Below are 22,380 nucleotides of genomic sequence, written 5' to 3' on the forward strand. Positions count from 1 at the left end.
GGGTTCGAGCGCTTGCCTTTGACTTCAATTTGCTACATGCCTTCGCTAGGATTGGATTTGCCGGTTCCCCGCCCGCCATTTAACGAGGCTAAAAAACGCTCCAGCCGCTCAACGGCGGCTTCCCCCGTCTCCAGTCCGGACCAGTACAGCTTCGCTTCCCGGTAAAACCGCTCCAATTCCTTAATCGACATGCTCAAGGCGCTGAAAGGCCGCAAGGTGGGCAAAATTTCCCGGTACATGTGAAAACGCGGCGGATGGTAGACCGTTTCCTTGCCGCTCCATTCCGCCGCCGGCTTCAGGCTCGGAATGCTGAGCGTTTTCTGGCGGATCATAAGCTGCGCCGGGTAGGACACGAGGAAAGTGACGAACCGCTTGGCGACATCCTTCACCTTGGAGTTCGCGCTTACGGCCAGTCCGACCAGCAGCAGCAGCGTCTTCGGATCTTGTAAATACGGCAGCGGAGCCACGTCGTATTCGAACCCCGCCTTGCGCTCATGATGGTTAAGCCCCAAATACGTGGTCATGATCATCGACACTTTGCCGCTAAAAAACAGCTCCTCCGCGTCGGCGTCCTTCTCCGACAAAAACAGCGGGAAGCGATTTTGCAAATAAATGAGCTGACGGCATGCCCGCAAGCTTTCCGCCAATTGTTCGCCGCTGATGGAGAACCCTCCCGCCTCTTCGCGCTTGAAGCGGACGCCGCTTTGCAGCAAAAAGACCGGCCAGCGGTTGCTGGAAGGAAAATGAAAGTAAAAACCGAGCCGCTCGTTCTCCACCGTCAGCTTCGACGCCTGCTCGAACAGCATGTTCCATCGCCAGCCGCTATCCGGCTCCAGCAGCTCTTTTTCGCGAAAATGATTCTTGTTGTAGCACAAAATAAGGGGGGTGAACACTAGCGGCTGCGCCTTTAGCCGGTCTTCGTGCGTGAACGCGTCCGTCAATACCGGGTATATGCGCGGATCGGGGCTCAGCGTCTCCACATCGTCGAAGCCACCATGCACGCGGAAGTCGTCGAAACCGTTATAGTTCATCGTAAACACGTCGACGGCCCCTTCGTCGATCATCGGCTTCACCCGGTCGTACGCATTAAGCGCACCCGAAACCGACAGCTCAACGCGAACGTCCGGATTTGCTTTATGGAATTCGGCGATGAGCGTGTGCATCGCCGCTTCCTGCAGCAGCGAGACGTGGCAGCAAAACTTCAAGACCGTTTGCCCGCCTGCTTGCCCGGCCACCTTATTGCCTACTCTCGGCACTTTCTCGATCAATCGCTCGGCCACGAGCTGCTCCAGCCCTTTGCGCACCGTGTTGTTGCTCAGTCGGTACAGCTTGGCGTAAGCCTTCTCCGAGGGCAGGAAGTCCCCTTCCCGCCATACACCGCTGGCGATTTCGCCGCGAATCGTCTCGATCATGCGGTTGAGACGCTGCTGAAACGTCTTGCGGTCCGCTTTCTCCAGCTGTTCCATGTCAAACCGCCACCATTGCTTAATAAGTTATTCCTTCTAGCATACTAGAAGGAACCAGCCGCTTCAAGGCGAATGCCTGAACCGCCTTCGTCCCGCTTTCCAATCAAAGAGCCTCAAGCTCCACTACTAAGTGGAAGCCGAGGCCCTTTTACTTAATCGCAACGACTCCGGGAACTGCTCGAGCTATCGCTCAGTCTGCTACGGCGCCCATTGCCGGATAAGAACGGCTGCATTCGCGCTCAGCGCATCCGACGCCGCCTTGGAGATCAGCCCTTGCTGCAGGACGGCCGCGTCCCCGATATGGTTAACGAAATCCTGCATGTAGGCTACCGCCTGTGCCACAGCCCCCTGATCGCTCAAAAGACCGATGATCGTAAGCCGGTACGCCAGTTCATCGGCGAGCGGGCCGGCTATGTCGCTTGAAGCCTTATAGGCGTCAACCGACGTACGCATTGAACCGAGGCTCACCGGCGACTCGATTACCGGCAGCGAGTATTTCCACAAATCTGCGTCGTTAGCCATATAAAAGTTGCCGTATGCGTCCTGCGTCAAATAGTTGCCGGCCCCGCTTTTGATTTTGAGGAAATCCATCGTATCCGGCCTGATTCTGAAAAATGTTTTCTGCCGATTCGTTCCGTACACGTTGCCATCAGTGCCCAGCTTCAGGAAAGCGTCGACCCAGACAGTCGTGCCCGCGGCGTAGCGGCCCAGCTTCGCTTCCTGGTACACCACCTGCCGCGTTTGCGGATCGAACTTGAAGATCGTATCCTCCGCCACGCCCCAGATCGTGCCGTCCGGTCCGGCGAGCAGGCCGCTGACCACTTTGCGTCCGGGCACCGGAGCGATCTCAAAAACCTTGGCGTTCGTCGCCGTATCGAACACGAACAGCTTCCCTTCCGTTTCCGTCGGCCCGCTCGTGCCGAGCCCGCCGTAAATCGTCGTTCCTCCGTAAACGAAGCCGTCCTTGTACACTAGCGAGACAACGCCATGATTGTGCACGATGTCCCGGTGCACCTGCGTCTGCCGCGAAACGACGTCGTATACGGCCAGCGCACCGCTATGCGAGCTATAGTCGGGCACCGAACCGATGTACAGCTTCCCGAGCGCATCGACGCCCGCCAGCGCGAACGGACGGTCCTGCCCGTCGCCGACCAGTTCAGCGACTCTTCGCGGATTGGTCGATGTCCACGGCGCGGTCGGATCATATTCGTGGATACGCGCGTTGCCGTAAGTACCGATGTACAGCTTCTGGTTCACGCTCGCCACGGACTCGACCTGCCCGAACTGCTGCACCTCCGTAAACGTGCCGGTCGTCGGACGGTAAGACGTAAAGCCGGTCGCCCCCAAGTAGCCGCCGATGTAGACGTTCCCGTCAAATCCGGTATGCAGGCTTTGGATCAGAATCGGCGAGCCGAAGTTAGTTACCTGCGATGTGGACAGCGTACCGGTCTGCTCGTTGAACAGCATGATCTGCCCTTTTTCGCTGAAGCCGGCAAACGTATAACCCGGCCATTGCGGATCGTTCAATTGCAGAAAACCGCCGTCGAAGAAGTTGAAGCCTCGCATCTGGCTGTTTGGAAAAACTACGCCGAACGTTTTCGTCGTCGTGTCGTACGAACGCAGGACGTAACCACCGAAATAAATCGTATGGTCGTCGCCCGGCTTCGTCGCCAGTATTCGCGAGCCCATGCCGAGGCCGTTCGGATCGTAATATTCGATCGTTCCCGTCGCCGTGTCCACCACCAGCAAATGATCCGGCTTACTCAGTCTGACGAACAGCTTGCCGAGCGCGTAGTCCATATTGTAGACGAAATCGTAGTTGGCGTAAGCTTGCGGGAGCAGCTGCTGCAAAATTTCTACGCGTTGACCGGTCGCCAGATCGATCTTGACGATGCCGGCCGTTGTTCCGCCGACGCCGGCGTACAGCGTATTGCGATCCGAATCGTAGGCGAGAGCGTGGACGTATTTTTCGGTCGGATGTACCCGTCCAAGGTCGCTCACCTGATTAGACGCTGGATCGTACTCGAACACATGCGCATTCGGGTAAGTGCCGGCATACATTTTCCCGTTCGCTCCGGCGACCATCGCCCAAATGTGCGTTTCTCCGCCCAGCTGTCCCAGATCGACAAGGCTGGTGCCGCCCGGCGTATATTGGTACAGGTGACCGTCGTAATGCGTGCCGGCGTACACCTTCCCGTCACTCGCCGCCTTCACCGCCCACGCACCGGTCACTCCCGGCATCGGAATCGTGCGGATCACCTTGGCGGTCAGCAGATCGATGATGGCGAAAACGGTGCTGTCATTCGCACCCTTCACGACCGTATAAACGACCTCTTTGCCGTTTTCCCGGCCGAACGCAGCGTCTTGGTTAATGAAATTCGTAATCGGCTGCCCCAAATTTTCAAACGTTCCGATCGGAATTACCTCCAATCTCACATCATCGAAATAACCTGCTCCTTGCACGGTCGACGCCGAGTATAGCAGGACGGAAGCCGTAACAGCGTCCGCGGGCGCGGTGCCGGTAACGCTTTCCTTAACCCACGCTCCGGCGGTCGGATTCACCGAAGCCGACGTATTCCCCACCCTGGTGCCGGCGGCATTGAAAAACTGCAGGTAAATCGCGAGCGAGCCGCGTTCCACCTGAAACATGGCCGACGCCGAATAAGTCGTCCCGGCGGTAATCGGCACCTTGTCGCTTTCGATTCCGAGCGAGGCGGTAGCGGAATTGTCGTCAAGTCTCAGGCTGTAGCTGCCGCTGTAACTGGCCGTACCGGATACGCCGTATGTAACTGCTGTTACGCCATTGCCGTACGTCTGCCTCCATCCTGGAATCGCCCCGCCGGCGGCGGGCTGCTCGAAGCCCGGGTTGACGAGCGGAACTGCCGGCGGTTCGGCCGCGTGAGCCGAAATGGAGCCGAACACCGATACGAGGCAGAGCAGTGCGCTCAAACAACAAATCAAACCGTTTCTACACCTTGCTATACGAGACATAGAACCCCACACCTTCCTTTTTGGAATGAGAACCTTCGGTTTCACTTGCATTCGTGGAAGCACCGTCAAGCTTCGCTAATCTTCATAACAGCCCCCCATTCTGTTGTCGGTTTCGCATTCCGGTTGTGTTGTCTGCCGCCTCCGTTTGTCGCACATGATAGTTGTGGTTTTATGTGGTTCACAATTAGAACTCCACTTCATTGTAGAAAGCGCTTTAATTTTTGTCAACTGGTTTCCTACCATTTTCTTATAACATATTTAAAAGCTCGAAAAAGTGCTAATACATCGCATTTCCGTCTATCACAAGATAGGAAAGCATAGCTAACGACTCGACACCACTGGTTCACTTTATAAAAATACCGAAAACCACAACTAACAAAAAAATCCCCGCCTACCAAAACCGAACCAAAGTTCGGCATGGCAAAACGGGGTGTCTTTGCAGCGCCATCGGTCTTATCCGCTGAAAGCGCAGCGGCTCCGGCTTACATCTCCAGCAGCATTTTTTTAAAATGCTCCAGCATGAGGGCGAATAACGCCTCATCGGCGTTTTCCATATAAGGGGTAAAAGAGAAATAACCTTTGTAGGATCGTTTCAGCAAAATCGAGACGAGTTCCTTCACTTCGGCGTTTCCGTCCCCCGGGACAACGGCCGAGCCGTCCGCAAACAGCCCGTCGTTCACTCGGAGGAAGCCCACTTTCCCCTTCAGCTTGCTGTTGTAGTAAACGTGAAAAAACGGATGTGCTTTGGTTCTCACAAACTCGAGCGGATTAAAGGCGATGGAAACGGGATATTCCTTGATGCAGCTATAAACCGCGGTCAGCGTCCGGTCATCCGGCAGCGCGGTGCGCGAATCGTTCTCGATCACGATCCCGATGCCGTACAGTCTCGCCAGTTCGGCAACGTGCCGCAAAGCGTCCAGCTCCGCCTCGTCGACCGGACCGTCTTCGCCGACCTTCACCTTTACGTTTTCGACTTGCAGCAGCAGCGCCCGGGCGAACAGCTTTTTGTAGTAGTCGTACTCGGTCAACGGCTTGCTTGCATTCAGCAGCACAATTTTTTTGTGATGCCGGATCAGCAGGGAGCGATAATGCTCCAGCTCCGCTCCGCTCAGCTCGGTCCACGGCTTGCCCCCTGTGCCGTCGTTTACTTCCATATTCGGGATAAGCAGCCGGTTGCAAATGTCGATTTGCTGCTCCAGACCGGGCGCAAGCTTCTCATCCGCCCGCAAGCATAGATTGTACATAGCTCTCTTCTTTCCCCCTAAAGTGTATCCGCTGGATCGTAATCGTCAGGCCTCCACTACGCATATTTCGCAAGTCGGATCGGCGCAGCCGTTCCCTCCGTAGCGCGACAGATCGGGAGCCGTTTCCGTATAGAGCTGTCTGGACCAATGGCAAGAGTTGCAGTTGGGGTTCCGGCAAATAAAGAACAGCGGATCGTTCCGCAGCAGCTCCAGCCCGATATCGAATACGTCCCGGACGTTCATGACCAGCACGGCGGCTAAACCGATCCGGCCTTCGATCAGCGCATTCCGCTTGCGCAGCTCCGGCGTCAGCTTCAGAAAGTCGCGATGGCCTGGAGGAAATTTGTGCAGCGTAACCGTCTTCCCGCCGTCTTCGGCCGCATAGGTCGGGGCGGGGATGTCGATCGTATGCAAATACCGGGCATCGATCTCCTCTTCGAGCGAATGCATAATCGTGTTGCGGTCCATATCGACCCCGAGCATCATCACTTTGCCGCCCAGATCGCGAATTTTGTAATAAGGCGTTCCCGGTCCGCAGCCGGTTTCGCACCGCTCATGACCTTCCGTGATCCAGGCCGCGAGCTTCCCAACCGCCGCCACCGAGTGAACGGGGTGCAAACTCCGGCAAGCGTCCGGTCTTCGCCGGAACGTCTCCGATATTTTGCCGACCGCCGACGGCGTTGCAGCGGCATCGAACGGCTCGGCCCACCCGGTCAGCGTGGACATCGCGATCGTCCCTTCCGGGCCAACCGCCTCCAGCAGCGCTTCGATTACCGCCTCGGCCCCGCCCTGGACATAACCGATGCTCGTCAGCGAACTGTGGACAAGCACCGTATCCCCAGCCGCGATGTCCATCAGCTTCAGCGCAGCGATCATATCCGACTTAGTTACCATGAACGTCCCCCTCCACCACGATCGCCCGGCACGGTACGGCACTTGTTCCCGGAATGCGCAAGGGAAGCGCCGTCAGCCTTACTTCGGACGCCGTTACCAGCTCCAGATTGACGCAAGGCGCTAGCATCAAAATATCCGCCTCATAAAATTCGCGAAAAAACTGCTCCGACTTCGCGAGATTGTCCCATCTCGGCACATCGCTGCCGAGCAAAAACGGCTTTTTGCCGATCAGCCATTTCATCGCCCCGTACGTAAAATACGGCGAGCGCTCCAAAAAAACCGGGTCCATCCAGCGCCGTCCCCAGCCGGTACCGACCAGAATCGCATCTCCCTCACGGATTTGCCCGCTGCCCGCGCATTGCTCCAGCATGGCGGCATCGATCGGAATCCGCCGCTCCCCGGACTCGAAGGCTTCCCCGTCCAGTTGCAGAACGATGCACCTCCGGTTCACCAGCTTCTCTACCGGAATGTCAGCGACACCATACCAATTATCGTTTCCGAAATAGTGGGCGGGCGTCTCCAGATACGTGCCCGTCTGCGAATGCATACCCTCGAATACTTCGGCATATACTTCGGAATCGACCCACGGGACGCGCCCGAGCGGTCTCATCCGGAATGACGGAAACGGCTCCTCATAGTTCCACATGCCACCGGCGATAAGGCCGGTTATATCGATCACGTTCACGCAGGGCGTCTCCTTCCGCAAAGATCGTTCCAGTCTAGGATGTCATGCGGCCGCTTCACTTGCAATGGCGAAAAGTTGCGCAATATTGGTTCAAAAGAGCCTCGAAATAAAAAAGCCGCCGAGTCGGGAAATGCGACAGCGACGGCAAGAAACTAAGGGTTATACGTTCAAAAGCAGCAAAATGATCGACATCATGCTCAGACACATATTGATCAGCCACAAAAAGGCAACGACCTGCTTCGGCTTCATCCCCGTCGACAGCAGCCGGTAATGCGCCTGGCTCGCATCGGCCTGATAAATCGGCTTGCCCTTCAGCAGCCTGCGAATAACGACGAACAAATTATCGAAGATCGGTACCCCAAGCGCTAAAATCGGAATGAACAGCGACAGCAGCGTCGCTTGCTTGAACGCCCCGTCCAGCGCAATGACGCCGAGAAGGAAGCCGAGGAACGTCGCCCCCGCGTCGCCCATAAACACCTTTGCCGGCGGCTTGTTGTAGCGCAAATAGGCGAGCGCAATCGCCACTACGATGATAGCCATCATCGCCGAGCTGGACTGGCCTTTGGCGATGGCCACGACGAACAGCGTTCCGGCGGATATAGCCGACAAGCCTCCGGCCAAGCCGTCCATGCCGTCGGAGAAATTGATCACCGTCGTTACGCCGAATATCCAGGTGACGGTCAGAAGGAGCTGAAGCCATTCCGGGAGCAGTACTTCATGCCCCGTAAACGGGTTGGAAAATCCGTAAAACACGATGCCGGATTTATAAACGAGATAAGCGGCGCCCACTTGCACAAGAAACTTCGGCAGGGCGGGAAATTCTTTGCGATGCGTCTTGTACCAGTCGTCGACCGTCCCGATCGCAAGAACCAGAAACGAACCGGCCAGGATGGCGACCGTCTGGCTCGTCTCCTCCCGCACAAACAGCAGAAACGTGACGACAAAGCCGATAAAAAGGGCGATACCGGCCGTTAGCGGGATCGGCTCCCGATGAATTTTGCGCTCGCTGTCTTCCCTCGGCTTGTCCACAAAATCGATGCGAAAGGCAAGCTTGCGCAGCGGCGGAATCAGAACGAGCACGATGGCGAAAGCGACGATGAAGGATAATAGGTATGAAATACAAATCCCCTCCAAAAGTGGACTGGCTATTATTTCTACACTGTTCGACGAAACACCTGTCGCAAAAGTTCATTTTCGCGCCGATAACCGGTAAAATTTGAAAACGCGCTTATGTTCCGCCGTCGAATATGATATAATCTAAACATGTTGTATACCTGTAACATACTGCGAGCTGCCCGGTTTTGGCCGGATGACTCGCTTCATACAAGGAGGAGTATGCAATGGCGGTTTTTCCCCAGTATGAGGATGCCAAAACCGACGACCGTTTTGTTGCCGGCCAGCAGAAAGGAACGCTGCCCTTCTACATTTCATGCCATCAAATCGGGATGTCTTACCCGATGCATTACCACGATTTTGCCGAGCTTTCCTTCGTCTTGGACGGCAGCGGAACCGAAACGATCAACGGCTGCTCTCACGCACTGAAGACCGGTACGATGTCGCTGCTGCTTCCCCACCACATTCACGAGCTTACGAGCAGCCAGGCGAACCCGGTCAAGCTTTACAGCTGCATGTTCGACATGAATATTTTGTTCGGCAATCCGTATGAAGCGTATATGAACCGCTGGATTCACAAAATCGGCTCGGACTTGCCCTCGTTCCACGATTTTGAAGGCGAATCGCTGCGGACAGTTAGCCTGCTTATCGAGCAGCTCGTCCAGGAGTACAAAGAGTCGCGGATCGGCCGGGATGCCGTGCTGCGCGGCAAACTGATCGAGGTCGTCACTTATTTCCTCAGAGGACTGATGGACGGCAAGGAGCAGACGCACAGCCCCGAGCAGACGCAGCCTGTGAAGGCATGGAGCATCCTGCGCTACATTCATCTGCATTATAATGAGCCGATCTCGCTCAGCTCCGTATCCGCCCATTTTCACCTGCATCCTTCGTATATTAGCCGCATGTTCAAGGAGCATACCGGCAAAACCGTAAACGATTACATGCACGAGCTGCGAATTGCTCGCGCTGCTACGCTGCTAATGGCAAGCGAAATGTCGATCTCCGACATCTGCCTCGAGGTCGGCTACGACAATTACCGGACGTTCGCTCGCGTCTTCCGGGAGCATCATCAGATGTCTCCGTCCGATTACCGGATGTCGCACAACCGCCCGGTGATTTCACCGGTATAGGCCTCGCGCTGAAAGAGAAGAAGACCGGTCCCTTCGAAGGGATCGGTCTTCCTTGTACGGCTTATCCGTTGCGCTGGCGGAACTCGTTCATGAAGTCGGCGAGCGCTTTGCAGCTCTCGTACGGAACGGCGTTATAGGTCGAAGCGCGCATATGGCCTACGTCCCGGTGTCCCTTCAAGCCCACGAAGCCTTCCTTCTCCGACTCCTGGATGAACTTCTTCTCCAGCTCCTCGCTGCCGAGAGCGAACGTAATATTCATCAGCGAGCGGCTGTTCGCGTCTACAAGCCCTTGATAGAAGCCGCCGCTTCCGTCGATGGCGTCGTAGATCAGCTTCGTCTTGTCGCGGTTGAACTGCTCCATCCCTTCGAGTCCGCCCTTGCCCTTGATCCATTTGAGCACAAGATTCATAATATAAACGGAGTATACGGGCGGCGTATTGTAGAGCGACTTCGTCTTCGAATGCGTATCGTAGCGGAGCATCGTCGGCACGCCTTTCGACGCTTGACCGAGCAGCTCGTCCGATACGATCACGAGCGTAACGCCGGACGGACCAAGATTTTTTTGCGCGCCCGCATAGAGCAGCGAGAACTTCGATACATCGACCGGACGGCACATGATATCGCTAGAAAAATCGCCGATCAACGGCACGCTGCCGGTATCCGGGTAGGCTGCAAATTGCGAGCCCGCGATCGTTTCGTTGGAGGTCAAGTGGACATAAGCCGAGCCTGGACGCGCTTCGATGTCCGACACGGCCGGAATGCTGCGGAATCCGCCCGCTTCTCCGGTAGCGGCCACGTACGTCTCTCCGATGCCCTTCGCTTCCGTATAAGCCTTGTCGGCCCAGCTTCCGGTCAGCACATAACCCGCTGCTTTACCTTGCGGCAAAAAGTTCATTGGGATCATCGCAAACTGCGTGCTGGCGCCACCTTGCAAAAACAGCACCTGATATCCCGCAGGTACGCCCAACAGCTCCTTCACGAGCGACTGCGCTTCGTCGTTCACCTGCTCGTACTGTTTGCTCCGATGGGAAATTTCCATAATGGACATGCCGATTCCTTGAAAATCGACGAATTCCTCCTGCGCTTGCTGAAGCACTTCCAGCGGAAGCGCGGCCGGTCCCGGGTTGAAGTTGTATGCACGTTTGGCCACTGTTACCACACCTTTGTCTACGTTTGTCGCGATCAAATCGGAACTTATTTTGATCGCGCCTTTGGTTAATATCGCTATGATAGCAGTATTCGCCGGGCCGTTCAATACGGAGCACGGCAATTGTCCAAAAATGGTCTAAAATGATCGAGGATTCGGACTGCCCGCTGAAAATGTATGTCGCGGCAAAAGCTGGATCGTTCTTCACTATATTGGTAAAAACTATATGTAACGAGGTGATCCAAGAAGACATGACGCAAAAGTCTCCAAACAACGATAAGCCGCAAACCGGACAGCCGAGGCTGTTCGTAGCGGTACCGCTGCCCGCCGAGCTGAAGTCCGCAGTAGGAGCGGCCCTGAACGACCTGAAACGGCAGCTGCCGTTTCAAAGATGGGTTCATCCCGAAGATGTACATATTACGCTCAAATTTATCGGCGAAGTGCCTCCCGGCTCCGCAGCCGCGATCGAGCGGGAGCTGGAGCGCATCGCCGCCCGCAGCAATCCGTTCGAGCTGCGCCTGCAAGGCGCCGGCACGTTCGGCTCGGCGTCATCGCCCCGCATTTTGTGGGCCGGCCTCGGGGGCAAGCTGCCGCTGCTGCGATCGCTTCAGGCCGACGTAGAGCAGGCGATGGCCAGCATCGGTTATGCGCCGGAGGAACGTTCGTACTCGCCGCATTTAACGCTTGCCCGCCATTATTCCGGCAGCGGTCCGATAAACAAAGAGCCGCTTGAGGGACTATTTCCGCCCGAGGACCGCCGCCTTGAATGGACGGCCGACCGGATCGTCCTGTACCGCAGCCATATGGGACGTTCGCCGATGTACGAGCCGCTGCGCACGATCGTATTCCACGCGGGAGGCTGACACAGCCTCCTGCAGTGTACGCGGACTGTAACATTTGCAGTCCGATTTTCGCGTCTGCCTTCCTCGGAATTGCTCGTTATGCCCCGTCGACAACCCTCTACCGTAATTGCGAAAGCCCAGCCCGCAAAACCTCGCAACTATTCGAGTACATTTATATTTTTTTGCGCTAATGCGACTTTTTTTCAAAACTTTTTGCCGATTCTTGACGTCTAACTGATGTTCAGACACAATAGAACTATTGCCCAATTTGGAAACGGGAGAAAATCCATAGATGAAAGCCGTTAAATATGTAATCGTTTTTCTGATAGCCGTTCAGTTTTTGTTCTCTTACGCCTTCAATCTACCTGACGTGTATCACAACCGGATGAATTACACGCTCATGCTGGACAACAGCAACATGCACGACATCGACGCCGTTCTGGAGCAGGTCAAGCGGGATATCGACAAGAACGACCGCAAGGACTACCTCGTCATACTCGGCGACTCGATTCTGTACGGCAGCCCGGGCAATTCCGATCAACCCGTGAATGTGTTTCTTCAGCAGAAACCAGGTGCGCCCGTTATTTATAATTTATCGTTCCCTGCTATGCAGATCGGAGACTTTTATACGATGCTGCTGAAGTTGGACAAATTCGGCATCGAAGCGGACAAGCTATTGTTTAATATCCGCTATGCGTCCTTCATCCCGCGGGACCCGAATCCGCGCGCCGTATTTTGGCTCGGGAACGATTTGCGCAAGCTGGATCGCGAGACGTATTTACATGTTTTGCCGCAGCTCGAAGCTTCCGACTTCGAGACGCCTAGCAATCCGTACGAATATTTTCAGCGCGCGCTGCACGAGGACTGGCTGCCCCAGCTGTCGCTTATGCGCTACAAGGACTACTTCCGCTACAATCTGCATAACTGGTGGCTTACGACCGTGCGCCATCAGGAGCTTCCCGACGATGCGCTGGACGACTCGCGGGCCTGGCACATCAAGAAGGCTTGGCAGGAATCGATCGGCCTGAACTTTGATGATCTGCTAAGCGATCCGCAGCTGGTGGCGAGCTTTACCGACGTTCCGTTCGACTTAAGCGAGAACAACTGGGATGTCTACTTTTTGAACAAAATTTTAGCGCTTCGCGAAGGAAAGCAAACATGGGTCATTTTGAGCGGGACGAACCACGACCTGATGAAAGACTCCGTGTCGAAGCCGGGCTACGCGGCCAATTTGAAAGCCATTGACAAGATGATGGCCGGCAAAGCCGTCACCTATGTCAATCTGGAAGGCGTCATTCCGGGGGACTATTTCTCCGACCATACCCATATGACGCCCGAAGGCAACGCGATGCTGGCCGACATCCTGTGGCCGCACATCAAGCCATAATTTTCGATCGATAGGAGAACGACCATGCTCTTCCATACTCCGGAGTTCATCACTTTGATGCTCGTCTCGCTCGTGCTGTTCTACGCGTTCCCGCGCTGGCGCATCCCGATATTAACCGTAGCGAACATGATCTTCTACGTCGTCGCGGGACTCGGCAACCTGCTGCTGTTCCTTGCGATGACTGCATTCACGTATTACTGCTCCAAAGCGCTGCGTGGAAGCTACAGCCGCTTCTTCCTCTGGTTCTCGATCGTCGTGAACGTGGCGAATCTCGTTTTTTTCAAATATACGACGTTTTTTATCCGCTCGCTGGAAAATACGTTTTCGATCAAGCTGCTGACGGACAATTCGTTCCTGCTCCAAATCGTGCTGCCGATCGGCATCTCGTTTTATACGTTCCAGATGATCGCCTATTTGGTAGACGTTTATAAGAAGCGCTGGGAGCCGGCGCAGTCGCTGTTTCATTTCTGGGTGTTTATCTCGTTTTTCGCCCACTTGGTCGCCGGTCCGATTATGCGGGGCAAGGAGTTTATGCCTCAGATCGACAATCTGACGAAAATCAAATTCAGCAGCGCGAATTTCCGGCTGGGCGCCTTCTTCCTGTCGCTCGGCATTTTCAAAAAAGTCGTTCTCGCCGACTATATAACGCCGCATGTCGACAGCTTCTTCAACCATACGGCTACGATGACCGGGGCCGAAGGCTGGGTTGCCGCGTACTTGTTCGCGTTCCAAATCTTTTTCGACTTTTCCGCCTACAGCGAAATGGCGCTCGGCATCGCTTACTTTTTCGGCATGGAGCTGGCCGTCAACTTCCGTACGCCGTACCTGAGCAAAAATCCGACGGAATTTTGGCGCCGCTGGCATATTACGCTGTCCAACTGGATCAAGGACTACATTTATATCCCGCTCGGCGGCTCCCGCCACGGCGAAGTGCGGCAGTATACGAATCTGTTCATCGCCATGACGATTTCCGGCATCTGGCACGGGGCTTCGTGGACGTTCGTCGCCTGGGGGATGTTCTACGGGCTGCTTGCCACCCTGCATAAAATCTACATCATGCTGAAAGAAAAGCTCCGGCTGCAAGCTCTCGATAATAGCCGCATCTACCAGTTTATCGCGGTGATCGTGTTCTTCCACATTACGTGTATCGCCTGGGTGCTGTTCCGGGTGCCCGGCCTGCACGATGCGCTGTCGCTGATCAAGAGGATGCTGACGCCGGCGGCGTTTAACTTTACCGGACTGCGCTTCTGGATCTTCATCGCGCTGCTGCTGTACGCGCTGCACGTACTGGAATATTTCCTGCACAAAAACCGTTCCGAGCTATCCGTCTGGTGGCACAAATATTTCCCGGCGCCGGTTCGGGCCGTGCTGTACACGGTCGTAGCCGCCGTGCTCATCCTGTACCTCAAGGGCGAGCAGAACACGTTCATTTACTTCCAGTTTTGAACATGCAAAACCCTCCATCCTCTGAACTGAGGAACGGAGGGTTTTCTTTTGGAACTGCCGAGCCTACTTACTCTACTCGCAAACCGCGACATGCCGGGAAAAGCTTCCTTTGCTTGCCACGCAGCGATCCCGTACAACAAAGCCGGCGGCGCCAAGCAAATCGTCGATCGGCTCGAGCGAAACGACGACGGCTCTGGCCGCGATGCGTCTTGTGTGACGCAGCAGGAACAGTTGCTCGTCGCGTGAGCTCCGCGACGCCAGATTATAAGGCAGATCGACGATAGCGGCGTCATAATGCCCGGTTTCCTCGGCGATGGAGCCGAGCCTCACTTCACCCCGAAGACCGAAGTGAGCAATATTGTCCCGCGCTCCGTGAACGGCTAGCGGATTGATATCCCGGCCGGTTATATCGAGCCCCATCGAAAGCGCCTCGACCAGCACCGTTCCGATGCCGCAGCACGGATCGATCGCCTTCACTCCGTCCGGCTCCGGAACGGCCATGTTGACGAGCGCCCGGGCCAAACGTACAGGGAGAGCGATCGAATAGTGCTGCGGTTTATGTTTATGACTAAGCCATACCGAGGAATGCCTCCGGTAATGTCCGAAATACCAGCGGCCGCCGCAAGCGGCTATGCCGAACCTATAATCCGGCTGCTTCATATCCGCCTTGCCGACTATATGCCGGCCGATTTCACGCTCAACGGCACGCTGCTCATCGTAGCTTATTTTCACCGCGTCGTCGCGCCCGGCGTTTTTGACATATACGACCTTAAACGTCGCCCCTTCCGGCACTTGCACCCGAGCTGCCAGCTTCGCCACAGAAGCGATATCGTCTCCCTCGACCAGCACCTCGATTCGTTCCTTGAGAAACGGACTCCGGTCGGGATCGACCTCCCTGCCGCTTACGAACAGGCCGGGAGCCGCATCTTGTCCGAACAGCACTCTCAGCTCCAAGTCCCGAAGCGAATCTTCATCCTCGTGGCATATATGCGAATATACGTATAACGGTTCCCGGTTCATCTTTTTACCTTTTCACCCATCGTTTTCGAGATAGTACGCCCAATCGTATATATACGTTCGGCGAGCCTGTCCGTTCCAAATACCGAAGCCGTCCGGCCCGCTACGCCAAAAGAGCGCGCTCGTTCGAACGCGCTCTTTTGGCGTACTTCCTTACTTAACGCACCACTCCAGCAGCCTTCGCGCATTGCCGAATGCAACCTGCTCCGCATCTTCCCGGGTCGCATCCGTTACTTTTAACTTGGAGAGCGCCGCTTCGGGAATGAAAAAGGGTGCATGCGATCCGTACAAAATCCGGTCCAGCGTGTACAACTGTTTCAATTGCAGCAGAACGTCCGCATGTTCGAGACTCTCCAGCTCCACATATACGTTATCGACCGAGTTCAGTACCTGAACGAGCTCGCCAATGACCGGATTGCTAAGTACAAACGGCTGCTCCGGGAAATACGACAGCGTCTTGACGACGCGCACGATGTCCGGGTCGTTCACGTTCAGAAGCGGGTACATCCCCCGCTTGTCCTCGACCCGCATCTGGAAGCTGATAAGCAGTCTGTGCTGCTGCGTCAGACGGACGAGCGGCTCGAATACGCTCTCGTCCACCTCGTACATATGATAGCTCGGGAGCAGCTTGATCATGCGCACGTGGCCATCCGTCACCGCCAGCTCGATGACCTCCTCCCAATTCGCGAACGACAGATCGGCGATCAGCACCGGCGAGAAGTAGTCGTCGCCTGCCGTAGCGGCCAGCAGCGCCTTATTCGCCCGCATCGGGTCCTGCTCCAGAATCGCATCGATCGGGGCGACGAAAGCCTGCTGCACATGCTGAGATTGCAGCTTCACCTTCAAGGCGGGCAGCTCCGTGTAGCGTAATTTCAGAAACGGCCAGTTTCCGGTCCATACGGCAAAATCTATAACAGCATCCAGCGTAGACGTCAACTTCTCCGACCTCCTTTGCGGAAAAAGCTCAAGGCGTTGCGGTATAGCACCTTATCCCGGTCTTCCGGCGACAGCGCCACCGAATCGAAGCGAGCCAGCTGCGTCGAGAACGCGCGTATCGGATAATCCGAGCCGTAGAGCACCCGGTCCGCTCCCAGCTCCTCAAGCGCCCGTTCCAAAAAGCCTTCCTCCGGCTGCGAGCCGGACGTGTCCAGATAAACGTTCGGCAGCCGCTTAATGTCCTGGATGCCCCGAAGCCTGGCGCCAGTCATATGCGCCATCAGAATGCGCAGCGAAGGGTGCTTGCGCGCCATGCGGGCAACATCCGCCGGGGTCGACTCGAACGTCGTGCGCTCCGTCGTTTTGTACCAGCTGTGGAACAAAACCGGAATATCGTGTTTTTCCAAAAACGCGTAAATCGGCTCGTACCGCTCGTCGTCGGCGATCATCGAAATATGGAACTTCGCCCCGATAATCGGCCCGCGGAGCATATACTTCTCCATCAGCTCGAGCGTAAAGGCGTGAGGCAGCGCCGGATTGATGAACAACAGTGGCAGGAACACTCCGGGGTGCGCCTCCGTTATCTCCGCAAGCGTCTCCGCCTGGAACGTCATCTCCGCCTGATTCGGATATATAGGGCCTGCGAATTGCGGAAACGGCATCAGGCAAGTTTTGTCGATTCCCGCCATTTGCATATGATGAAGCGTCCTCTTGAGATGCGGTGCATAATGCTGGGCCCGGTTGAAACTAAGATGCAGATGACTGTCGATAATCATAAGCCGTTGCTCCTCTCCCGAACGAACATGCCGTTATCACCATCCTGTATACAACCTGTATTTTAAATCCGATTGAAAACGCTGTCAATTACTTTTAAATAGATGCTTCTGCAAATCCCGCACGAAGAAAAGACCCGGCCGGGATCATCCGTCCACCCGGGCGGCGACCGGCAGCGGGTCTTGACCGATACGCTTTATATTTGATTTTCGATGACGGAGCAATATTGTTTAATTTTCGACAGCTCGTTGCGTATCGCTTCGTCGGTTTCCATGTTTTGCAGCTTATTGCAGCTTTCTACGATTTTTTGTGCTTGCTGCTTGACCTGCTGGCTTGCCATATATTTCACCTCCTGCCATACCTTCCGTTAGGATGAACCGCCAGTCGAACCGTTATGCAAAACAATGCTATTTTTCCATCGCTCGGACCGCCCGCGGCTTCCTTCAAATTTCGGTCATAAAGTTGTCTCTAATTCGCCACAACGCCCCCCTCCCCGCTGCCCGCTCCTATGTATAATGGAGGTAAGGAGTCGATTCACGAACACAAATACGCTAGGAGGGATCGCGATGGGAATCTGGGTAGACAAACGACACGATCCGGAGCACGACGGGCCTGCGGCCGCGTTTGATCCGTTTTATGCCGAGTTCAAGCTGGCATCCGATTTGCCCGTATGGCTGAAGCTTCAGCACGATATCCGTTCCGGTCTGGAGAAGCTGCTGGCCGAACATGCCTATGAGGGCGCCGCGCTGGAGAGCCGTCTGAAGCCAATTAATGAACGTATCGCCCTATATAACGAGCATGTACCGAACGCATATTTGCGCAGAGCTTGTTTAACCGTGGGCAACTTTCTGGTCGAGTGCGAAGCCTGGCAGTAAACGCGGGCACATTCGGCAGCGATTCCTAAATCTTTTGGCCAGTTTAAGGCCAATTCCCATTTGGCATATCTGAAAAATCCTCAACTTACAAGCTGACGTCGGCATCTAACCGCGCCAGCTTGTTTGATTTCCAAAGATATATTCTGTAGATAATATGCATGACTTGAAAAGGACGGCTCGAATTGATAAGATTTTGAATACATCCAAAAATCCGAATCAAGCAGGGAGCAGGCGATGAACCCAAAGCCGAGCAGAACTACATTCAGAGACCGTATGAACGAAATGATCGATACGCTGCGCCGGGATATCGAGTCGGGCGTATATGCGCCCGGTTCTTTTTTGCCTTCCGAGGAAAGGCTGGCCGAGTTGTTCGATGTGAGCTACAAATCGGTGGCAAAAGGACTTGACCAATTGGCCGCAGAAGGCTTGCTGGTCAAAATACGCCGGGTAGGCAGCAAAGTGGTCAAAAAGGAAACCGTTCATTTCGGGTTTCACGACACGTTGTACCGGGATGTCGACTTGGCCGCGCTGCTGGACTTGTTTCATAAAGAGCATCCGCATATTGAGATCCGCCCGATTGCCATCTCGCAAAATTATACGCACGATACGATCGACGACCTCCTGGTATCCGGCCGGTTCGACGTGATGATGATCAACCAGATTTATTACCAGCACGCCCGGGAGCGCAAACGGCTGAACGTGCTGGAACCGATGCGGCTTTCGGATGACACGTATCCGTTTCTGCGCGAGGAGCTGCTTGTTGATGGGGTCAGCTACGCCCGGCCACTTGTTTTTTCGCCGGTCATCCTCGCCTACAATCCCGAGCATTTTCGCGAGGCCGGGCTTCCCGAGCCCGACAGCGGCTGGACGTGGGAACGTTTGCTGGAGGCAGCCGCGCAGCTGTCGAAGCCAAACGGAAGGTACGGATTTGCTTCCAGCTTCTTATCCGGCAATAACCGCTGGCCGACGATCTGGATGCAATATGCTTCCGATTCGATGCTATCGCCCGGGTGGCAGCCGGAGGCGGAGGAGCTTGCCGCTGGTCTGGCGTACTGCTGCGGTCTGATGAAGGCAGAGGGCGTCGTACCGAGCTTTCTTAGCATGTTGGCTATGCAGTCCTTGTTCGCCGAAGGCAAGCTTTCCATGCTGATGACGACCTACTTCTTGCTGAACGGCTTGGGCGATAAGGTTGCGTACGATATTGCCCCGCTGCCTCATATTACGAAACCGCGGACCATGCTGCTGTGGATCGGGCTGTCCATCCACCGCAAGACGGCGGTGCCGGAGGCGGCCCGCACGTTCGTTGAATTTATGACTTCTCGCGAGGCGCAATCGATCGTTCGCCGCAATACGCTCAGCATTCCCGGCTCCGCAGTCGCGGACGGCGCATCGGAGCCACAGGTGTACAAGCCGGCCCGCTACAATCTGTACCGGGAGATCATCCCCTCCTACCGAAGCCAGCGGCAGTACGGGCTGCGCTACGAAACGACCGAAGCGATGCGCGAGCTGTTGCAGCTCCTATACTCCGGCTTAATCGAAGAGCAGGAACTGCGCGTCCGGGTGGCGGAGCTGCTTGGTAAACAAGACACGGAACGGACCGCTTCCGGCAGCTAAGAAGTTATTACGAAAATGGCTTCCCTAACTGATGATAGAGAGCTGTACATCCAACGCCGGAAGCCCCAGCCAACCGCAGTTAAGACGTTTCCAAAACCACGATGAAGGTGGAATGGAACGTCTTTTTTTTGTTTTCGTGCTCCTACGCCTAATTCCTATGGTTGACATCGGGAAAGAAATACATATACTAAAATATGTAGATAGTATGTAGATTTAATAAATTCATTAATAAATCCTTTTTAAATCAATCTACATAATTTCTGCATAACTAGTTGAATGGAGGACGGGAAGCTTGACATGGACGATCGCTCTCTGCTATCCGCCTAACCCGCAACGACCCATATTGCATGAACGGCATCTGGCGCGTCTGGCGGAACTTGGGAGGGTGCTTCACACCGACTGGTCGGACCCGGAACAGGCGCGCCGCACGCTTTATGAGGCTGACGCCGCCATTACTTCCTGGGGAACGCCGACGCTGGACGAGGAATGGCTTCGCCATTGCCCGCGTCTCCGGGTTGTCGCCCATGCGGCCGGGACGGTCAAAGGACTTGTGTCCTCGGCGCTGTGGGAGCGCGGCATTCGCGTATCCAGCGGGAACGGACCGCTGGGAGAAGGCGTTGCGGAGACGGCACTTGGAATGACGATCGCCTCGCTGAAAAATATGTGGCGTATCGAACGGGCGGCACGTGCCGGAGGATGGATGGAGGAACGAAGAATGGCACGCGAGCTGTATCAGATTACGGTAGGCGTAATCGGAGCAGGCAAAGCGGGTACGCACTTTATGAAGCTGCTGCGCCCTTTTCAGGTCCGGGTGCTGGCGTACGATCCGTTCGTCAGCCGGGAACGGCTGGCAGAGCTTGGCGCGACCCGAACCGAACTGGATGAGCTGATCCGCGGGTCCGATGTCGTTTCGATTCACGCGCCGCTGCTGCCTTCAACCCGCCATATGCTGGATCGGCGCCGCCTCATGATGATGAAGGACGACGCCATTGCGATCAATACGGCCCGAGCGCCCATTATCGACGAGGAGGCGCTGATCGAGCAATTATCGCTCGGACGGCTGTTCGCTTGTCTGGATGTCACTTCGTCGGAGCCGCTTCCGGCCGATCATCCGCTGCGCTCGCTGCCGAACTGTGCGTTAACTTGTCATATCGCGGGTGCGATATCCAACGGCGGTTACCGGCTGGGACAATTTGCGGTCGAGGAGCTTGAGCGCTTCAAGCGCGGCATGCCGCTGGAAGGCGAAGTGGAGCGCGAGCAGATGGAGATTTTGGCGTAAATAGCTTTAACGACACATGGTTCCAACTGCTGCCGGATTTTTGACTTCATTTTTACAAAACCATTGAAATCGCTTACAAAAAGGGGAGGTTCTGATCGATGAAAAACCGGACATTTAAAACCGTATGGCTGCCGGCGGTGCTGGCGAGCGTGCTGGCCCTGACCGCTTGCGGAGCGGACGGATCGAAGACGCAGCAGACTAAAGAGGGCGAAGCTCCCGCTGCGAACGAGCCGAAGCCAGTCGAGCTGTTTTTTTACACCGATGTGACCGACGAAGTATTCCAGGCGACCTGGGGCGAACACATTCGCCAGAAATTCCCCCATGTGACTGTCAAGCATCAGCAAGGCGTCAAAGGCTCGCGGATCGAAGATTTGGTGGCGGCGGGGACGATCCCCGATGTGATGCGGACGCAGACGACAACGATTCGCAACGAATATTTGGGACTCGGGCTATCCTACGACATGCGCGAGCTCGTGCAGAAAAACAAGCTGGACCTGGACCGGTTCAACCCCGTTTATATGCAGCGTATTATTAATGAAACCGGAGCTGCCGGAGGCGAAATCTACGGCTTGCCGATCAATTCGCCCAGTCCGCTCGTCTTGTTCTACAACAAGGACCTGTTTGACAAATTCGGCGTCCCGTATCCGAAGGACGGCATGTCTTGGGACGATCTGCTGCCGCTGACTCAGCAGCTGTCCCGCTCGGAAGGCGGCATTCTGTACCGCGGGCTGACCACGAACTATATGTCCGTGCTGCGGGACAACGCGTGGTCCTTGCCGATTTTGAACCCGAACGCCGATGAAATGGCCGATGTTGCCAAGTGGCAGATTTTGTTCAACAATCTGAAGCGGTTATACGAGGTTCCGAATAATACGATCGCAGCCACGCTGAACGACGAGCTGCAGGTTTTCTACAAGCAAAGGACGGCGGCGATGTATGTCGGCCAGATTAATCAGTTCAACTCATTCCCGGCCGACTTGAACTGGGATATGGTCAGCTATCCGCAATTGAAGGAAACTTCGAACAAGCTGTCTCAGTTGACGCCTCCGTATTGGTCGATTACCCGGCAAAGCAAGCATAAGGACGAAGCGTTCACCGTAATCCTGGACTTGTTGTCCGAAGACCTACAACTCGCCCAAGCCAAAGAAGGCAAAATTCCGACGCTGGCGGACAAAAAGATCGAGCAGGCCTTCGGTCAAACTACACCGGCGCTGAAAGGCAAAAACACCAAAGCGGTTTTCTACTATCCGTTCGCCGATCCGACACCGCTCCGGAAGGCCGAGCTGCCGTTTGTTCCGCTTGGTACGCAGCAAACGATCCTGAGCGGCGCTTTCGAGAAGGTCGTGAAGCAGCGGATCGACGTCAATACTGCGCTTCGCGATGCCCAGGAGTTGCTTAAGAAAGAGTTGAATACGGCCAAGAGCAAGTAAGTTGCCAGCTAGACTGCCCTGTCTGCAGCACAGTTTTACTCAAACACGCCCTCCGTTCGGCCATGAAGGCCAGACAGAGGGCGTGTTTTTTCTGCAAATAGTGACAAGAT

19 protein-coding genes are annotated in these 22,380 nt (G+C 55.4%); 8 read left to right on the forward strand and 11 right to left on the reverse strand.

The features are described from left to right. Positions 1-32: 32 nt before the first annotated feature. From D7M11_RS27415 to D7M11_RS27440, 6 genes are all read right to left on the reverse strand, one after another. Positions 33-1,466 (reverse strand): extracellular solute-binding protein, encoded by a 1,434-nt coding sequence (locus D7M11_RS27415; protein WP_120750452.1) that lies wholly within the window; start codon positions 1,464-1,466, stop codon positions 33-35. A gap of 198 nt (positions 1,467-1,664) precedes the next feature. Then, positions 1,665-4,415 carry an FIMAH domain-containing protein gene (locus D7M11_RS27420; protein ID WP_193556300.1) on the reverse strand — a complete coding sequence of 917 codons (2,751 nt, stop codon included), beginning with the start codon at positions 4,413-4,415 and terminating at the stop codon, positions 1,665-1,667. A gap of 524 nt (positions 4,416-4,939) precedes the next feature. Then, entirely contained in the window at positions 4,940-5,701 is a 762-nt protein-coding gene (locus tag D7M11_RS27425; protein WP_120750454.1) for an apurinic/apyrimidinic endonuclease family protein, read from the reverse strand. A 45-nt stretch (positions 5,702-5,746) separates the two neighbouring features. Beyond that, positions 5,747-6,595, reverse strand: coding sequence for an AAC(3) family N-acetyltransferase (locus D7M11_RS27430; protein WP_120750455.1), 849 nt, complete (start codon positions 6,593-6,595; stop codon positions 5,747-5,749). Then, positions 6,585-7,280 (reverse strand): cyclase family protein, encoded by a 696-nt coding sequence (locus D7M11_RS27435; protein ID WP_120750456.1) that lies wholly within the window; start codon positions 7,278-7,280, stop codon positions 6,585-6,587. The genes D7M11_RS27430 and D7M11_RS27435 overlap by 11 nt, the downstream gene beginning before the upstream one ends. A gap of 159 nt (positions 7,281-7,439) precedes the next feature. Next, positions 7,440-8,405 carry an MraY family glycosyltransferase gene (locus D7M11_RS27440; RefSeq protein ID WP_240041330.1) on the reverse strand — a complete coding sequence of 322 codons (966 nt, stop codon included), beginning with the start codon at positions 8,403-8,405 and terminating at the stop codon, positions 7,440-7,442. Between the two features lie 215 nt (positions 8,406-8,620). Between D7M11_RS27440 and D7M11_RS27445 the strand changes: the two genes are divergently transcribed. Next, positions 8,621-9,523, forward strand: a complete 903-nt coding sequence (locus D7M11_RS27445) for an AraC family transcriptional regulator (protein WP_120750457.1) — start codon at positions 8,621-8,623, stop codon at positions 9,521-9,523. A 61-nt stretch (positions 9,524-9,584) separates the two neighbouring features. On the opposite strand, the gene serC is transcribed toward D7M11_RS27445, so the two are convergent. Continuing rightward, positions 9,585-10,673, reverse strand: coding sequence for a 3-phosphoserine/phosphohydroxythreonine transaminase (serC, locus tag D7M11_RS27450; protein WP_120750458.1), 1,089 nt, complete (start codon positions 10,671-10,673; stop codon positions 9,585-9,587). A 248-nt stretch (positions 10,674-10,921) separates the two neighbouring features. Here serC and thpR point away from each other — a divergent pair, with 248 nt between their 5' ends. The 3 genes from thpR to D7M11_RS27465 all read left to right on the forward strand — a co-directional run bounded on the left by thpR (position 10,922) and on the right by D7M11_RS27465 (position 14,345). Beyond that, positions 10,922-11,533, forward strand: a complete 612-nt coding sequence (gene thpR / locus D7M11_RS27455; protein WP_158606863.1) for an RNA 2',3'-cyclic phosphodiesterase — start codon at positions 10,922-10,924, stop codon at positions 11,531-11,533. Between the two features lie 271 nt (positions 11,534-11,804). After that, positions 11,805-12,899: a hypothetical protein gene (locus D7M11_RS27460; RefSeq protein ID WP_120750460.1), complete on the forward strand. Its 1,095-nt coding sequence runs from the start codon at positions 11,805-11,807 to the stop codon at positions 12,897-12,899. A 24-nt stretch (positions 12,900-12,923) separates the two neighbouring features. Beyond that, positions 12,924-14,345, forward strand: a complete 1,422-nt coding sequence (locus D7M11_RS27465) for an MBOAT family O-acyltransferase (protein WP_120750461.1) — start codon at positions 12,924-12,926, stop codon at positions 14,343-14,345. Positions 14,346-14,417: 72 nt separating this feature from the next. Here the strand turns inward: D7M11_RS27465 and D7M11_RS27470 are convergent, their stop codons facing one another. The 4 genes from D7M11_RS27470 to D7M11_RS36550 form a co-directional block, all read right to left on the reverse strand. Further along, a complete protein-coding gene (locus tag D7M11_RS27470; RefSeq protein WP_120750462.1) occupies positions 14,418-15,365 on the reverse strand; it encodes a TRM11 family SAM-dependent methyltransferase in 948 nt (315 codons plus the stop codon). Positions 15,366-15,515: 150 nt separating this feature from the next. Next, positions 15,516-16,298 carry an amidohydrolase family protein gene (locus D7M11_RS27475; protein ID WP_120750463.1) on the reverse strand — a complete coding sequence of 261 codons (783 nt, stop codon included), beginning with the start codon at positions 16,296-16,298 and terminating at the stop codon, positions 15,516-15,518. Then, complete coding sequence (locus tag D7M11_RS27480) at positions 16,295-17,074, reverse strand: amidohydrolase family protein (RefSeq protein WP_120750464.1); 780 nt, start codon at positions 17,072-17,074, stop codon at positions 16,295-16,297. Before D7M11_RS27480 ends, D7M11_RS27475 begins: the two co-directional genes overlap by 4 nt. Positions 17,075-17,268: 194 nt before the next feature. Continuing rightward, the gene (locus D7M11_RS36550) at positions 17,269-17,412 is read right to left on the reverse strand and encodes a hypothetical protein (protein WP_158606864.1); all 144 of its coding nucleotides are present in this window, start codon (positions 17,410-17,412) and stop codon (positions 17,269-17,271) included. Between the two features lie 226 nt (positions 17,413-17,638). Here D7M11_RS36550 and D7M11_RS27485 point away from each other — a divergent pair, with 226 nt between their 5' ends. The 4 genes from D7M11_RS27485 to D7M11_RS27500 all read left to right on the forward strand — a co-directional run bounded on the left by D7M11_RS27485 (position 17,639) and on the right by D7M11_RS27500 (position 22,270). Further along, positions 17,639-17,947 carry a hypothetical protein gene (locus tag D7M11_RS27485; protein ID WP_120750465.1) on the forward strand — a complete coding sequence of 103 codons (309 nt, stop codon included), beginning with the start codon at positions 17,639-17,641 and terminating at the stop codon, positions 17,945-17,947. Positions 17,948-18,220: 273 nt separating this feature from the next. Then, complete coding sequence (locus D7M11_RS27490; RefSeq protein ID WP_193556301.1) at positions 18,221-19,561, forward strand: extracellular solute-binding protein; 1,341 nt, start codon at positions 18,221-18,223, stop codon at positions 19,559-19,561. 292 nt (positions 19,562-19,853) lie between these two features. Next, a complete protein-coding gene (locus D7M11_RS27495; protein ID WP_120750467.1) occupies positions 19,854-20,840 on the forward strand; it encodes a hydroxyacid dehydrogenase in 987 nt (328 codons plus the stop codon). Between the two features lie 98 nt (positions 20,841-20,938). Beyond that, the gene (locus tag D7M11_RS27500) at positions 20,939-22,270 is read left to right on the forward strand and encodes an ABC transporter substrate-binding protein (RefSeq protein WP_120750468.1); all 1,332 of its coding nucleotides are present in this window, start codon (positions 20,939-20,941) and stop codon (positions 22,268-22,270) included. The last annotated feature ends 110 nt before the right edge of the window (positions 22,271-22,380 follow it).

This window comes from Paenibacillus ginsengarvi (genome assembly GCF_003626695.1).
Classification (GTDB): domain Bacteria; phylum Bacillota; class Bacilli; order Paenibacillales; family NBRC-103111; genus Paenibacillus_AB; species Paenibacillus_AB ginsengarvi.